Source organism: Marinomonas profundimaris (genome assembly GCF_000508165.1).
Taxonomy (GTDB): Bacteria; Pseudomonadota; Gammaproteobacteria; order Pseudomonadales; family Marinomonadaceae; genus Marinomonas; species Marinomonas profundimaris.
The window spans coordinates 1-15,821 of the sequence record NZ_AYOZ01000009.1 but is presented as its reverse complement, the minus strand read 5'-3'; the positions used below and the strand labels follow the sequence as shown (position 1 = coordinate 15,821).

The 15,821-nt window shown below is 42.9% G+C and carries 19 protein-coding genes and 1 tRNA gene; 10 read left to right on the top strand and 10 right to left on the bottom strand.

Annotation, left to right across the window (positions count from 1 at the left end; translation table 11 throughout):
- Positions 1 to 15: 15 nt before the first annotated feature.
- The gene (ffh, locus tag D104_RS25240) at positions 16 to 1,398 is read right to left on the bottom strand and encodes a signal recognition particle protein (RefSeq protein ID WP_024023434.1); all 1,383 of its coding nucleotides are present in this window, start codon (positions 1,396 to 1,398) and stop codon (positions 16 to 18) included.
- Positions 1,399 to 1,527: 129 nt separating this feature from the next.
- Between ffh and D104_RS25235 the strand changes: the two genes are divergently transcribed.
- From D104_RS25235 to D104_RS25225, 3 genes are all read left to right on the top strand, one after another.
- Positions 1,528 to 2,295, top strand: coding sequence for a cytochrome C assembly family protein (locus D104_RS25235; protein ID WP_024023433.1), 768 nt, complete (start codon positions 1,528 to 1,530; stop codon positions 2,293 to 2,295).
- An 84-nt stretch (positions 2,296 to 2,379) separates the two neighbouring features.
- Positions 2,380 to 3,636: an HlyC/CorC family transporter gene (locus tag D104_RS25230; protein WP_024023432.1), complete on the top strand. Its 1,257-nt coding sequence runs from the start codon at positions 2,380 to 2,382 to the stop codon at positions 3,634 to 3,636.
- Between the two features lie 9 nt (positions 3,637 to 3,645).
- Positions 3,646 to 4,191 (top strand): NUDIX hydrolase, encoded by a 546-nt coding sequence (locus tag D104_RS25225; protein WP_024023431.1) that lies wholly within the window; start codon positions 3,646 to 3,648, stop codon positions 4,189 to 4,191.
- 27 nt (positions 4,192 to 4,218) lie between these two features.
- Here the strand turns inward: D104_RS25225 and D104_RS25220 are convergent, their stop codons facing one another.
- From D104_RS25220 to dinB, 9 genes are all read right to left on the bottom strand, one after another.
- Positions 4,219 to 5,082: a DUF72 domain-containing protein gene (locus D104_RS25220; RefSeq protein ID WP_024023430.1), complete on the bottom strand. Its 864-nt coding sequence runs from the start codon at positions 5,080 to 5,082 to the stop codon at positions 4,219 to 4,221.
- Positions 5,079 to 5,588 (bottom strand): transcription elongation factor GreB, encoded by a 510-nt coding sequence (gene greB, locus D104_RS25215; protein ID WP_024023429.1) that lies wholly within the window; start codon positions 5,586 to 5,588, stop codon positions 5,079 to 5,081. The genes D104_RS25220 and greB overlap by 4 nt, the downstream gene beginning before the upstream one ends.
- Positions 5,589 to 5,674: 86 nt before the next feature.
- Positions 5,675 to 6,505, bottom strand: a complete 831-nt coding sequence (locus tag D104_RS25210; protein WP_024023428.1) for a mechanosensitive ion channel family protein — start codon at positions 6,503 to 6,505, stop codon at positions 5,675 to 5,677.
- Positions 6,506 to 6,541: 36 nt separating this feature from the next.
- Positions 6,542 to 6,811: a hypothetical protein gene (locus D104_RS25205; RefSeq protein ID WP_235075905.1), complete on the bottom strand. Its 270-nt coding sequence runs from the start codon at positions 6,809 to 6,811 to the stop codon at positions 6,542 to 6,544.
- Positions 6,812 to 6,915: 104 nt separating this feature from the next.
- Complete coding sequence (locus tag D104_RS25200; protein ID WP_024023426.1) at positions 6,916 to 7,371, bottom strand: DUF2489 domain-containing protein; 456 nt, start codon at positions 7,369 to 7,371, stop codon at positions 6,916 to 6,918.
- 23 nt (positions 7,372 to 7,394) lie between these two features.
- Positions 7,395 to 8,207, bottom strand: a complete 813-nt coding sequence (locus tag D104_RS25195) for an inositol monophosphatase family protein (protein ID WP_024023425.1) — start codon at positions 8,205 to 8,207, stop codon at positions 7,395 to 7,397.
- Between the two features lie 27 nt (positions 8,208 to 8,234).
- On the bottom strand, positions 8,235 to 8,903 hold the full coding sequence (locus D104_RS25190; protein ID WP_024023424.1) for an alpha/beta hydrolase: 669 nt from the start codon (positions 8,901 to 8,903) through the stop codon (positions 8,235 to 8,237).
- A 92-nt stretch (positions 8,904 to 8,995) separates the two neighbouring features.
- Complete coding sequence (locus tag D104_RS25185) at positions 8,996 to 9,976, bottom strand: hypothetical protein (RefSeq protein ID WP_024023423.1); 981 nt, start codon at positions 9,974 to 9,976, stop codon at positions 8,996 to 8,998.
- A gap of 73 nt (positions 9,977 to 10,049) precedes the next feature.
- Positions 10,050 to 11,111: a DNA polymerase IV gene (dinB, locus tag D104_RS25180; RefSeq protein ID WP_031214639.1), complete on the bottom strand. Its 1,062-nt coding sequence runs from the start codon at positions 11,109 to 11,111 to the stop codon at positions 10,050 to 10,052.
- 382 nt (positions 11,112 to 11,493) lie between these two features.
- Here dinB and D104_RS25175 point away from each other — a divergent pair, with 382 nt between their 5' ends.
- The 7 genes from D104_RS25175 to D104_RS25155 all read left to right on the top strand — a co-directional run bounded on the left by D104_RS25175 (position 11,494) and on the right by D104_RS25155 (position 15,349).
- Positions 11,494 to 12,129, top strand: coding sequence for an LPP20 family lipoprotein (locus D104_RS25175; RefSeq protein ID WP_024023421.1), 636 nt, complete (start codon positions 11,494 to 11,496; stop codon positions 12,127 to 12,129).
- Between the two features lie 2 nt (positions 12,130 to 12,131).
- Entirely contained in the window at positions 12,132 to 13,328 is a 1,197-nt protein-coding gene (locus D104_RS25170; RefSeq protein ID WP_024023420.1) for a flagellar assembly protein FlgT, read from the top strand.
- Between the two features lie 60 nt (positions 13,329 to 13,388).
- A complete protein-coding gene (locus tag D104_RS25165) occupies positions 13,389 to 13,619 on the top strand; it encodes a cell division protein ZapB (RefSeq protein ID WP_024023419.1) in 231 nt (76 codons plus the stop codon).
- Positions 13,616 to 14,089 carry a hypothetical protein gene (locus D104_RS25160; RefSeq protein WP_024023418.1) on the top strand — a complete coding sequence of 158 codons (474 nt, stop codon included), beginning with the start codon at positions 13,616 to 13,618 and terminating at the stop codon, positions 14,087 to 14,089. Before D104_RS25165 ends, D104_RS25160 begins: the two co-directional genes overlap by 4 nt.
- A 5-nt stretch (positions 14,090 to 14,094) precedes the next feature.
- Complete coding sequence (locus D104_RS37395; RefSeq protein WP_024023417.1) at positions 14,095 to 14,262, top strand: hypothetical protein; 168 nt, start codon at positions 14,095 to 14,097, stop codon at positions 14,260 to 14,262.
- 11 nt (positions 14,263 to 14,273) lie between these two features.
- Complete coding sequence (locus tag D104_RS36970) at positions 14,274 to 15,212, top strand: ProQ/FINO family protein (RefSeq protein ID WP_024023416.1); 939 nt, start codon at positions 14,274 to 14,276, stop codon at positions 15,210 to 15,212.
- Between the two features lie 53 nt (positions 15,213 to 15,265).
- Positions 15,266 to 15,349, top strand: a tRNA-Tyr gene (locus tag D104_RS25155).
- Positions 15,350 to 15,821 lie beyond the last annotated feature (472 nt).

The following is a 15,821-nucleotide window of genomic DNA, read 5'->3' as shown; positions in this document are numbered from 1 at the left end:
AACAAGAAGATATGTTTAAAACTTAGGGAAATTACCGCCGCCAGGCATACCACCACCCGGCATCATTCCACCTAAACCGCGCATCATTTTTTGCATTCCGCCTTTTGCGGTCATTTTTTTCATCATCTTCTGCATTTGCTTATGTTGCTTGAGCAAACGATTTAAATCTTGAATTTGTAAACCAGCACCAGCTGAAATACGTTTTTTCCTTGAACCATTAATCACATCAGGGTTACGACGTTCCGCAGACGTCATTGAGTTGATTAAGGCTTCCATTTGAACAAACATTTTATCGTTCACTTTATCTTGGATATTCCCCAACTGCCCCATACCTGGCAATTTATCTAACATGGAACTCATTCCGCCCATGTTTTTCATTTGCTGAAGCTGCTCTTTAAAATCTTCTAAATCAAAGCCTTTGCCTTTTTTTAACTTGCCCGCTAATTTTTCAGCTTTTTCTTTATCGATTTTTTGCTCTGCTTCCTCTATTAGAGAAAGCATGTCACCCATGCCTAAAATACGCGAAGCCAAACGATCAGGATGGAAAGGCTCTAATGCATCGGTTTTTTCACCCACGCCCAAGAATTTAATTGGCTTACCGGTAATATGACGTACAGATAACGCAGCGCCACCACGGGCGTCACCATCTGTCTTCGTTAAGATAACACCAGTAAGAGGCAAAATATCACCAAACGCTTTCGCCGTATTCGCGGCATCTTGGCCTGTCATTGCATCGACAACAAACAAGGTTTCGATCGGGTTGATAGCGGCGTGTAGTGCTTTAATCTCCGCCATCATGTCTTCGTCAATCGCCAAACGACCGGCGGTATCGACAATCACAACGTCTTTGTGCGCTTTTTTAGCGTAATCAATCGCATTATTCACGATATCAATTGGCTTCTGGGAAATGTCGCTTGGAATAAAGTCCACGCCCACTTCACCCGCCAACGTTTCAAGCTGCTTAATCGCAGCAGGACGATAAACGTCAGCACTCACCACAGAAACCGATTTCTTTTCACGTTCTTTCAGGTATTTAGCCAGCTTAGCCGCAGACGTGGTTTTACCTGCACCTTGCAAACCAGCAAGCAAAATAACAGCTGGACTCGCAACACGAAGGTTCAAACCGTCGTTCGCTTGCCCCATAACACTTTCAAGTTCTTGCTTAACAATCTTAAGGAAGACCTGACCTGGACTGAGGCTTTTTGAAACCTCAACACCTACAGCTCGCTCTTTAACAGCAGCAATAAAATCTTTTACAACAGGCAATGCGACGTCTGCCTCAAGCAGTGCCATACGCACTTCACGCAAGACTTCCTGTATGTTCTCTTCAGTTAATTTAGCTCGACCTCGAATGCGATCAAGCGAGGAAGTTAAACGATTCGATAAATTGTCGAACATATTGCCCTCAAATTTTGGCTCTAAATGGAAAAAACCTACGGTTTAAGTTTATCCAAGGTGAAATTATCTCTATTATAACGGATAAATGATTATCACCCTATACCTTTACCCTGCGGAACCTTTAGTTTCATGATTCAATTATCGCTTTGGCTTGCTTGTATTGCTTGTTTGATTGCTGGCACAGCGTATTACTTTCGCCCTGAAAATCGCGCCACCCAATACATTGGGGCGATTGCAATCGCGACACACACTTTTTCGTTAACTCAACTTTTACTTAATAAAGATGGTTTTAACTTTCTGACTATTGGACTACTCATTGCCATCATAGGAAATAGTCTGCTTTGGTTTAGCAATCGTGACAAAGATCTTTCTCTCTTATTGGGAACGGCGTTACTGCTGAGCGCAATTGTGATTGCATTAAATGCCATCGAACCTTGGAATTTAACACAACTTCACAGCAGTTCATGGGGAACCAGTGCTCACATTCTTATTGCTTCAGCCGCTTACAGCTTATTCACTGCCGCATGCGGCGTTGGCATACTCCTTTCGATTCAGGAATATCAACTAAAGCATCACAAGCTCAAACAATTGCTCCGCGTTCCTCCACTGCAGGTATTGGAACAACTTATGTTTGAATTTGTTTGGGCCGCCTTTATTTTATTGACCATCACCATCGCGACAGGCTTTTATTTTATTGAAGACATGTTTGCACAACACCTTGCTCATAAAACATTTTTTACTATTACCTCTTGGTTTGTCTTTGCAGGATTACTACTAGGCAGGCACATGGTCGGTTGGCGCGGTCAATTAGCAGTGAAACTCACTCTAAGCGGTTTCTTCTTACTTATGCTAGGCTACTTTGGTAGCCAAATAGCACTGCAAATTTTATATCGTTAGATTGTTAGCGGTACAAAGTATGTTTGACAGTAAGACGTTAAGAACGAATAATCCAATTATCTACATTATCGAGGCGATCCCTTTTTGAACGAAGTACCCTTAGGTGTTCTTGGTGGAATACTTTTTTGTCTAATTTTACTTTCTGCTTTCTTTTCGAGTTCTGAAACAGGGATGCTGTCGATCAACAAATATCGACTAAAGCACCTTGTTAAAACCAAGAACCGATCCGCGATCAAAGTAAACTCCCTTCTAGAGCGCCCAGATCGATTGATTGGCGTCATCCTAATCGGAAACAATTTTGTTAATATCCTTGCATCAGCAATAGCCACAATTATTGCTGTACGCCTATGGGGAGATGCTGGTGTTGCTATTGCAACCGCCGCCTTAACCATGGTGGTCTTGATTTTTGCAGAAGTCACACCAAAAACACTGGCCGCAATACACCCAGAAAAAATTGCTTTTCCCGCCTCGTGGATTCTTGCCATCTTACTAAAAGCACTGTATCCGCTTGTGTGGTTAGTAAATGGTTTATCCAATGGCTTACTCCGCCTAATTGGTGTTCACGCTTCTCAAAAAAACCATGACACTCTGGATTCAGAAGAATTAAGAACCGTTGTAAATGAAGCCAGCGGCCTCATCCCGGCCGCCCACCAAGACATGTTACTTTCCATTCTTGATTTGGAGAAAGTGTCTGTTGAAGACATCATGGTGCCTCGAAACGAAGTTGTTGGCATTGATATCGAAGACTCCATCGAAGAAATTATCGAGCAGATCTGTCAAAGCAGACACACTCGCATGCCCGTCTACAATGGTGAAATCAATAAGGTCATTGGTATTCTTCACGCTAGACATGCCGCTATCTTTCTTCGTGATCCAACCCCCTCAAAAGCCGCATTGCTAAAAGCAACCGTTGAGCCTTACTTCATTCCCGAAAGCACATCTCTTAACACGGTATTACTTAATTTCCAGAAAGATCACCAACAAATGGGCATTGTGGTGGACGAGTATGGAGACGTTCAAGGTATCGCCGCACTGGAAGATGTACTCGAAGAAATTGTAGGTGAATTTACACCTCCAACACTAGATGAAGAAGAAGAAATCCAACCGCTTGATGATGGCTCTTTTAGAATCGAAGGTTCGACGCACATTCGAGAAATCAACAAAACACTGGATTGGCACTTACCAACCGACGGCCCAAAAACACTAAACGGCCTTATTATAGAGACACTGGAGTTCATTCCTGAACACCCTATTAGCTTATGGGTTGGCCATTACATGATTGAAATTCAGGAAATAGAAGACAAGGTCGTCAAATACGCCAAACTTGAGCTAAAGCGGTAAGGAAGAACAATGAGATACTGCCCACAATGTGGTCATGCCGTAGACATGATAATACCTACTGGGGACAATCGCGTAAGAGCAGTGTGCCCACATTGTGAGCATATTGATTATGACAACCCTCGAATTATCACAGGCACCATCCCATTCTATAAAGGGCAGCTCCTATTATGCCGCCGAAACATCGAGCCGCGTTTTGGGTATTGGACTTTGCCAGCAGGCTTCATGGAAAATCAAGAAACAACCAGCGAAGGTGCACTCAGAGAAACGCTAGAAGAAAGTGGATCTATTGCTGTCTGCAAACAAGCCTTTAGCATGATCAGCATTCCTCACATCAACCAAGTACACTTATTCTATATTGCCGAATTGGAACGAGACGACTTCCATGTCACCGAAGAAAGCTCAGAAGTTGCTCTTTTTGACCTAGACAACATTCCATGGGGTGAACTCGCCTTCAGCAGCGTTAGTCGGACATTAAGGCTATTTATCGAAGACCATAAAAATAAAAGCTATGGCTTTCATGAAGACACTATTTACGTCAATACCACTTCCGATTAAAGCAGCCCTCTAGCTTTCATATAAAACTCACCAGAGACTCTCCTGCACCTGACTTTTAGGGAGTATCAACGCAGGTTGATAATTCGGACACAAGCACCGAACCTTATGATCCAATTGCGCCGCTAATGTTGGCGCCGCAATGTTATCGGATGAATGCACAAACACAAATGGCAACAACCCCTCCTGCAACCATTGCGACAACTTCTTCGCCCATTGATCCAGCCAAATCTCGTTGCGAAGCAAATCTGGGTGCCCAATAAAACGCACCACAGGGTGTTTAGCCGTTGCAACTGGATGACAAGGCACTCTAGGCTTCTTATTTTGCGCATCAACCAAACTATCGCAATACGCCTCGGTTGAAAAAACCGGCCTCGAATCCATCACCACCCGATTCACACCACGCTCAGCCAAACCCGCCAGAAATCTCGTCTCGATATCACCTTTATCAAAATACGCCAAATGACGAACCTCAACTGATAAAGGACTAGACAATGCCCACATATCACACAAAGCGAAAATCATATCGAGCTTTTGCTCGTCAGATACAGAAGGAAACTGCAACATGGTTGGCCCCAGCTTTGCCTGCAACGGCTGCAATGACGCCATGAATGACAACCAATCCTGTTGAATATCTACCCACGGGCGACCATCTAGACGATGCGTCACCATCTGAGGCGCTTTAAAACAGAACTGAAAATCCTCCACAACCGCATCAAACCAACGCAACAACTGAGCCGGCTCGACGTTGGTATAAAAGGTACTACCCACTTCAACGCTTGAAAAAAACGTTGAATAACATCCAATTCTTTCAGCTGAAGACAGAGACCCAGGGTAAAGCCAATTAACCCACGCGGGATGCTGCCACTGCGCCATCCCATAACGAATAGTCACGCCGAAACTTGGCGATATTCTATCGCATCAATGAAATACAGTTTCTCTCCAGCCGCCAAACGAATAGCCACTTCCGCTCCTTGCTGTTTTTTCAAAAGTGCCTTGGCCACCGGTGAATCAATACTGATATAAGCAGGGTTGTGATCCAGTTCATCTGGCCCAACAATGCGATGCGTTCGCAGCTCACCGTCTTCGTCCTCTAACGTAACCCATGCACCAAAAAACACCCGAGATTGATCCGCAGGCAAACGATCCACAACAGTACAAACATCCAAGCGTTTTTCTAAATATCGAACACGGCTGTCTATTTCTCGCAATTGTTTTTTACCATAAATATATTCTGCATTTTCCGAGCGATCTCCCTGAGCGGCCGCTTCACGAACCGTTTCAGTCACAGCAGGACGTTTTTCTTTCCACAGATACTTTAATTCCGACAATAAGGTTTGAGCACCTTCGTGGGTAATATAGGCAGATTTAGGCGGGGAAGGAGGACGATATCGACTCATAACAAAAACCATTTAACAATAACGTAATTAAAAATAAAAATGCCATCGAGCGAAGCACTCGACGGCATTTTTTCACCCAATAAGAATTAAGATTCTTGTTTGTGAACATGTACATCCATTTGTGGGTATGGAATACCAACACCACGCTCATCGAATGTGTATTTAATTTTTTCCAACAAATCCGCACGCACCGCCCAGTAATCACCAGACGCAACCCAAGGGCGCAAAAAGAAGTTCACTGAACTGTCTGCCAACTCAGACACTGCGATGGTGCAAGCAGGATCTTTTAAAATACGCTCATCGGCATTAACAACCTCTTCCATGATTTGTTTTGCAAGACGAATGTCTGCGTCATAACTGATGCCAATAACAAGATCCAAACGACGAGTAGACTCTCGTGAAAAATTCACGATAGAGCCATTCATCACGGCTGAATTTGGCACAATAATCACGCGGTTATCTGGTGTTTTAAGGTACGTGTGGAACAACTCAATGCGATCCACTGTCCCCATTTGACCACCTGCATCAATAAAATCACCTGAGCGAAATGGGCGTAACAAAATAATAAGAACACCGGAAGCAAAGTTTGACAAAGAGCCTTGCAATGCAAGACCAACAGCCAAGCCAGCCGCACCAAGAATTGCAATAAAGGACGTGGTTTCAACACCAATTTGCCCAAGTGCCATCAGAGCGATACCAGCAAACATTAATGCATATAAAATACTTGATGCGAAACCCGCAACCGCTTTATCAACAGAAGATTTAAGCAGACGATTTTCACACCACTTTGCCACTTTGGAAGCAATAAACTTACCCACAAAGAAAATAACAAGACCGACCAACAAATTCATAACAATATCAACCAACCAAGGCATCATATCTGAACCTTGATCAAAAAACGCCTGCATATCATTCATCGCTTTTACACTCCATCCACTTTAATTATTATCACATTAGACTAAATAATTTACCTTATGCCGCCATTCATCTAGCAGCATTTCTAGTCGCTGAGTTCCCTCTTTATTAAAAGACATACAAGAACGCCCATCGACCATATTGGTTCCTTTTACACCAAACTCATCAATCGACAAACAATGAACCCGCAGCGCTTCCAATGCCTCATTATCTCTAATATTCATACCGATGAAAGCATACCACTCACCTTCTAGTAAGGCACCTTGTGAGGCGTTGAATAACAAATCGACACATTGTTTTTGCGACACTCTATAATAGGGTACCTTAGGTTTATGACGAATAAAAAAAACCATTAATGCGACCAACAGAAAAAACAGACAGGCAATGGATACCAGTAGCTGTATCAACATAACTAGAACACATAAACCGTCAATGATTGTTTCGCTCGCATCAAATGTTCAGCATGCTCTTTTTCATACTTATCCATTTCATTACTGAACTTCGCTTTGGCTTCTTTTGGTAGCGCCTTCCATTGCTCATGCGTCGGAATATGCAACGTTTTTTCCGTCACAATATAAAACGCAGACACATCGTCATGATCCGATAAATCGATGCCTAGTTGATCAAGTAAATGCTTAACCCTAATGCTCGCTTCGATCCAGTTTATTTCATCGGTACCAGCCACTTTTAGCAATACACGAATACTGTCAATTCTTTTTTGACGCTCTTCAATATAACGATTTTCTCCTGCTCGAATACGCTCTTCACGCATTTGGTTTAGTTTCAACTGATGTCGAATAAACCAAAGAGAAATCACTATCACAACAACCGAGCAAAGCAACACAATCAAAAAAGCAGTAAAAGACATAATTAATCCAATAAAAAATGAAATTATAGCGACACATCAACGAGCGCCAAGAGATCCTGATATAAATCCGGCGTAGACACTAAAAGTCCTTCACCATTAATAGCATCAGGCCAAACACCGGTTTGCGGTAAATATAAACCCAATGTTGCGCCAGCTTCTTCCGCGATCAATGCACCAGCCGCCATATCCCAAGGCTTAACACTTTCAAAATACGCATCCAAACGCCCTGCCGCGACCCAACACAAATCCAGCGCAGCCGAACCATTACGACGAATGTCTTGGCAATTCTGCAGCACGCGAGAAACTCGATCGACAATAGGAGGTAAGTCTGTTTTTTGGTAAGGGAACCCCGTCGCCACCAATGCACTCCTGAGCGTTTTTGCACCAGACACAAGCAACTTCTTATTATTGCAATAAGCGCCTTCACCCTTCATCGCCCAAAAACATTCATTTAAAAAAGGCGCATAAACAACACCTAAAATACGCTCCTGTCCGACAACAAGACCAATCGATACCGCCACATGAAAATGGCCATGAGCGAAATTAACCGTGCCATCAATCGGGTCAATTACCCAAACGGGCGTCCCATCGACAATGCCACCAAGATCCATCGCTGGAGACGACTCTTCAGATAAAATACGATGCTCAGGGTAACGCTCGGTAATACTTGAACAAATATATTGATCGACCGCCAAATCCGTCGACGTTACCAATTCATGGTCAGCCTTATAATCACGAACAAATGTCGAACTCTGCCTCGCATCTATTATTAAATCGCCCGCCGTTACGGCAAGCTTTTTCGCAAACGCCAACCACTCAGCATAATCATTTAACATAAATAACCTTATAGAAAGACATTCGAATTAAGCCAGCCTTGCATTCAACCAATCAGAAATATCTTTAACTTGCTCAGGACAAACGGCATGTGGCATGTCATAGGATTGATACGAAACAGCAAACCCTTTGGACTGCAAAAGATCTCGTGCTTGAGTTGCAAGAACCGGCACCACAACAGGATCCTGTGAACCATGATGAATCAGTATTGGCGTCAAACCATTTTTACAGTCTGAAGCTTCTGGCACTTTATCTCCGCCGACCAGATAAGTCGACAACGCCATAACACCAGCCAAAGCATGCGGAGTTCGCAATGCAGACTGATAAGCAATCACGCCTCCCTGAGAAAAACCCGCTAAAACAATACGATTTGGCGCAATTCCTTTCTCAATTTGATCTTGAATCAGCGCCTCCACTTGCTCACACGATTCATCGATATTGGCCATGTCGACTTTTCGATCCAACGTCATTTCATAAATATCATACCAAGCACGCATGACCATACCGCCATTCACAGTTACCGGACGCTGTGGTGCATGAGGAAAAACAAAACGCACACTCAATTCGGGAGACAAGGACAAAGCTGGCACCAAGGATTCAAAGTCATGCCCATCTGAGCCAAGCCCATGCAACCAAATAACGGCGGCATCTGGCTCATTGTTTGTTTCCACTAATACTGACGGCAATAATTCGCTCATTCGTAATCTCTCCAAAAAAATAGGCTATCGCAATTCGCCATAGCCTATCATATTGCCGTTTTTCACTCGACTACTGGAAAGCAACAAACTGCCTAATGCTCTATAGGAAAACGCATTTCAACCACTTCCTGTTTGCGATTCAACTTGAACAGCACATCTGCGCGCTCCGGCATCACCATCAACATATGACGAGTCAAACGCTCGTAATATTGCATAAAGCGCCTTAACTCATCAGAAGACATGACTTTCAAATCAATGGTATCAAGCAAAATGCCATGAATATCATACAAATGGTTTTCTAAAACACGTTCCTGCTTATTACGCCAATCATAGACAACATCATAATTGGGCGCCTGCATCCATGCCATGAGATCTATTTTGCTAAACAATTCTTTATAATCACTTTCTAGACGTTGATTAACCGTATTCCGCCACACACCATCAGGATCCATCTCTTCTTCAAGCGGATTGATCGGAGTATGCAGTGCGGTATTGATAGGTGGCGCCCCCACACACCATCCTTCAAACAAAACAACGTCCACAGGACCGTGCACCTCTTGCCATAAATGCACCGCTTTTCGATCATCGATAGACTTATCAAAACAAGGAAACTTCATAACCTCCCCTTCTTTTAAGCCTTTTAGCCTTTCGAAAAGCGACAACGCAAATTCAACATCGTGCGTACCAGGAACGCCTCGCACAGAAAACATAGAAGTCGTTTGATTCGCAAACTTGAGTCTATCGTGTCGAGTACTGTATAAATCATCCAAACTCAAGACGATACAATTCAGATCAAAACCTTTACTCAAAATACGACTAATAACACTGCAAAAGGTCGTCTTTCCACAACCTTGAGCACCACCCACGCCAACAATCAATGGCCCTTTTCCCGAATCGGCCTTTTGATTTAACCAGTTAGAAAAAGGCAAATACAAAGAATCCATTTGATCCACCAATGAAGCATCCGCATACAAACAGCTTAGGGTTTGCTCCACCTCAAAACGCAACCGATGAGACAGCGTGTCGGGCATACTGAGATTTGAACTGTTAAATTTTTCCTGCCATTTCATCATAATCAACACCTCCGTAACTTTTTACTCCAATGAGTATAGTAAGCTCTGCGAGAATTGATTGTTTTTTGTACAGCTAAGAAAAAGGCAATAAGAGTTGAAGCGGTTTTGGCGGCGACAAACGATACCCGACACCAATAAGACGAACAGGACGACGGTAACGATCGTAAGCCTGCCGCAATAATGACAAAAACACTTCGTCGGATAATTTATGCCGTATCGGTTGCTCTATCGTGGTTTGCTTGAAATCATCAAACTTCATTTTGAGATAATATTTGCTCAGTTGTGATTCAAAATTTCGCCCTGTCATGCGTTTTTTTAGATCGGTAAACAATATCGGCAAAACCGCCTCACATTCTCTTAGATCCATCAGGTCTTTCGAAAACGTATGCTCGACAGAAATACTTTTTCTTTCTCGCGAAACAGAAACAGGCCGATCATCTATTCCAAGGGCAAATTGAGACAGTCTAAACGCGGTACTACCAAAGCTTTTTTGCAACACAGAAAACTCTAGCTTTTGTAAATCAGCGCATGTAAACACCCCCAAACCAGCCAGCCTCTCTTGCGCAACACGGCCTATTCCCGAAATAAACTTAACGGGAACCGCTGAGACAAATTCAAATTGTTTTTCTGGGGTGACTACCGTTAGACCGTCAGGTTTATCCCAATCGCTTGCCACTTTTGCAATAAACTTATTAGCCGCTACGCCAGCCGACACAGTAATACCCACCTCGGCCAATATTCTCGCGCGTATTTCTTGCGCTATTCGCGTCGCACTGCCATGAAAATACGCTGAATCCGTCACATCCAGATACGCTTCATCCAATGACAAAGGTTCAATAATCTCGGTAAATTCCTGAAAAATACGATGCATTTGCTCTGAGGCTATCCGATACTTAGTCATATTGCCGGGCAACACACGTAATGCAGGGCAAAGACGCTTTGCAACCGAGGTTGGCATAGCAGAACGAACACCATAAACACGTGCAGCGTAATTCGCCGTAGCAAGAACACTGCGAGTATTTTCTGGCCCACCAATTGCGATTGGAATGTCCCGCAAACTTGGGTCATCACGCATTTCTATAGCGGCATAAAAACAATCTGCATCAACATGAATGATTTTTCGATTTTGTGTCATTAACTTAGAGAAAACCACTGTATAAAAAAACAGTATAGCCAACAACTAACGCCAACTCCACATCATCAAAAAAGGTAAAGTCTCTTTTAGAAAAAGACCTTTGAACGTAAAATAATTGAGAAAAGACATTCGAACGGCGGTTTTACTATCAAAAACAAAGAAAAAGCGCTTTTTTCAGTGACCAAACATGGACGCTAGAGCGTAAAATGGTTTACATTTTGTTCATTAGATTCGCCATGTTGAAAAACAAAGGGATTTTCGAATACATTATCCAGTTAATTTCTGCAGCATTAACTCGCTCAATTGAAACAGTATTCTGTCATGCACTCTACTTTTCAACGCAGTATTTTAAGATAAAGACTTCCATATAAAGGGCACCACCATGACACTATCACTTCGAATATTTTTAATCGCCATAGGTGCAATGACTCTTGCTGGTTGTCAAAATCTTAATCAACAAGGAATGTCAGGAACGGGCGAACCCTGTACCACTGTTGCACCATGTAATGGTAACAGTGTAGGCGGCAGCTCTTCTTATGCTTATGCACAAAATGGCGCATTAAACGCGAACAACACCATTGCCGTCATCAAACAAGAACCCATTATTGTTACTGCAACTGGCTATGCAGCCATGATGACAAATAAGCGCCTGTCGAAATCGCAAGCTCGCATAATGACCCTACGCAGCTCCATGCTGGACGCTTACCGAAATTTATCTGAACGCGTGTACGGCTTAAAAATCGATGGCTCCAGCTCCTTGAGCAACATGGTCATGCAAAACGATGAATTAAGAACGTATGTCGACGCTTATTTGGTTGGCGCGAAAGTGGTATCACAACGTGAGCACGAAGATGGCACATTCGAAACAGTGGTTGAAATGGCACTGCAAGAAAACTTCCGCCAATGTTTGAGCTCTAATAGCATACAAACGGACCCTAACTGTAAAGTTCAACCTGGCTATCGTGCAATCAACGTTGAAAATTCCACACCAACGACCAACTTTTACAGCATTGAATAACAATGGTTATTTTGAAACGACTATTGATCCTTGCTGCCGCCCTATTATTGCCTACGGCTTCTTTCGCTAAAACGGTAGATGCCGTTGGTGAAGCCGTTATTTATAACGATGATATTGTGGATGCTCGCTACCGAGCGACGCAACAAGCTATTAAGCAAGCCGTCTTAGAATCAGGTTCTAGGGTTAATATTAAAGATGAACTTAATAATGGCGAGCTTGAATCCAACTTAGAAATCCGAAGTTCTGGCCACGTTCAAAAAGCCAGAATTATTTCTGAAGAACAAAATGGCGACTTTCTCAGAGTGGTTGCCCGAGTCGATGTCACGCCAGACTCACAATGCAGTTCAGGACCGACCAGTTATTATAAAAAAACCGTCGGCATTACTGGCTTTGAATTGCAAGTCCCACAACAAGCAAGGCTGGGCGAACTTAGCAACATTTCTCGTGAACTCCCCAAAGACCTCGCCGATGAGATTAACAAACAAGGCTATTTAAGAGCATTAACCGCCACAAACATAGCCATCTACCCCGACTTATTAAACGCGCCGTCTTCCACCAACTATGACGGCTCCTTAACAAACGTCACCCGTATAAGCGAGCAGCTTGGCGTGCAATACATTGTTAGCGGTGTCATCAGAGACATTGGCGAAGTGTACCTACGACGCCCAAATGACAAAAACACAAAAAATACCTTAGAAGAAGAAGGAATCGATAAAGAAAGAAACTTTGTGGTCGATATATACATTTACGACGGTTTCAGTGGCGCCCTTTTGTTTGAACACAGATACAACGAGATCGGAAATTGGGATATTTCTGATCACGCTAGAATCGGTTTTGGCAGCGCAAAATTCTGGACCGTTCATTATGGGAAAGTCGTACGACAAGTACTGAAAGAAAGCGCACTGGATACAAGCGAACAACTTCGGTGTCAGCCATTTATTGCTAACATTTTTCGCACTGAAGGAAACAGAATACATATTTCAGCAGGATCACTGGCGGGCATAAAGCAAGGCGACAAGTTCAATGTTTATCGACGCTACGAGGTATTTAATCAGCTACAATCCGCTCAAACTCAGCTGAATAATGCAAATATCAGTGTTACAATAAAACAAGTTCAGCCCAACTTTTCAGTAGGGGAACTCGTTGTTGATTCTCATATTCTTAACGTACAACAACAAGATGTCGTAATAGCTTGGTAATATAGATACAACTACGCCTACACAACAAAGGCGATTATTTTATTTTTTAGGACAAACTCAATGAATAACGAACTACTACACCACCTAGAGCAACGCATCAACGAAGCAGTAGAAGAGATTGGCTCACTTCGCAAACGCATTGCGGAGCTGGAAATGCAAAACTACGAACTGAGTGAAGAAAAAGACGAAGCGCAAAGCACACTAGCTCAAACAAAAGAACAGCAATCAAACTGGGAATCATCTCTTTCTCAAATGCTGAACCGTTTAAACCAAATGGACGACAAAAAATGAAATCACTTTTACTTGCCGCGTTAGTTCTCGTTAGTGCTCACGCATCAGCTGAAGGGCAAATTGCGAGTCTAGTAAATTTTGAATCCACCGCTGCTCGACCCGATAGCAACGGTGAAGACGACAATGTAACCTCCATTGCCTATGCCGCAATGGAGTACACATTACCAGAAAATATTTCTTTTTATGGCGGATTCTCGTTTGTCATCGGAGAAACATTTGAAAGCGGCGTCACTGTAGGCTCTCGCTTTTACAGTGCAACCCCTGCCTTTCAGGTATTCCCAGGCATTCCAATGTGGTCATTTATCGGTGGCGGCGTATCATTCTGGGAAGACACCGTATATTACCCAGAAGCTGGATTTCGGATCGCAACATCAGACTCATCACGCTTAGATGTCTATGTAAAAATCCTGAACAGCAGCAACGAAACCTACGACAAACACATCATGATTGGTGCAGGGTTAACATTCTAAGCAATATGAAGCTATTAACTATTTTCATCACCGGCTTCTTAATGACAACGACTTACATTTGGTGGCAAAGTGACAATAATATTTCTGTCACACTACCCAATGAAGATCAGCAAAAAGAAATGATTGGCACAAGCAACACACCAAGCATTCCGCTGACGCCAATAAAAAATTGAGCCTTGTTTTTATGGAACAACTTATAGCTGAACTCGAAGCAAGGATTAACTGGCTAACAAAGCAGCTAAACAATGCTAATGAAGAAATAAAAACGCTAAAAGATATGAACAACCCTTCTATTGAGTACAGTGCCTCAATGGATCTATTGCAACACATGGAAGATCGTTCAACAGAAGACCAATTGCAGCTTTATATCGAAGACTCTCTTGACCTTCTAAGTACAGCGCCGACCACCCAGCAAGAAATCAAAGTAAATACAGTTGAACATCAACTCCACTTTGATTTATTGCACGAGCATGCTGATAGCAGCACCACAACCACAACAGAACAGATTGATTACATGACCACACAACAACCTGAGCTTAACGGCTTGCAAGAAGACGACAAACTAGTCGATAACGACACTAGCGTACAAGAAGCAAGTGACAGCACGACTGAGGTAGCAACCTTGACGCCCGAACAAAAAAAGCGTCAAAAAAATCAAAAGAATAACCGCCGCCTAATTAAAATGCTTGAAGACCGTTACCCCAAAGCGTTCGACTGGAATCAACCTAAACCACTGAAAGTCGGCATAGACAAAGACATGGTGTTAGACGAAGACTTTAACGCCAGCAAACAAAAGCGCGCCCTAGCGGCCTACACGCGCTCTGACAGGTATAAAAAATGCTTATTGTCAGGACAACCTCGAGTTGACCTGGAAGGTGTTGCTGTCAATAACGAACCCGCCCTACCCGAATCCATGATTCCAAAAAAGGCAAAAACAGCAACGACCGGCAGACCAGCGAGAGAAAAATCAACAGCCGCTAAGCCTGCAAGACACAAACCAAAGCTTCAAGCTAAAAATGAGACAAAGACAAAAGCTACCACACCAAAACAGGATGATATTTACAACAACCTATCTCCTGAAGAACGTATGAAAGCCAAACTGGAAAAACTTCTTAAAAAATAAAAAAAAGTGTTTACACAATAGAGCGTGGCATATACTATGTGCCGCGCTGCTGTGGAGGGGTTCCCGAGTGGCCAAAGGGAGCAGATTGTAAATCTGCCATGAAAGTTTCGGTGGTTCGAATCCACCTCCCTCCACCATTAGCACTTTTCTTTATAGATCAATTCCTTATCTATAATAACAAGCCTGATGAAAAATCAAATTGAGTTATCCACACTCAAGTTCAACCAAACTTTATTAAATAAAACTTAATAAAAACACCAGTTAACCACAACCTTATTCACAGATTAAAATACACAACACCTAAAACCCTTTTCGCACAAAAAAATCCCACAGAGCTCAAAAACAACCTAACCCCCACCAACACCCCAAAGAAAAATACACATAGCACACTCAACCCATCAAACCTCAAATAAAAACATTAACAGCAAACCACCCATCCAACTAAAAAAACCAACAGCAAGCCCCACAGAAACCCACAAACACACAACAACCCCAACCACACACACAACCAAAATAACGCACAAAAACATCAACAACCAACCAATAAACAAAAAATGAGACTTCTATTTTTGGTCGACGCGACGATAGACGATAGACGATAGACGATAG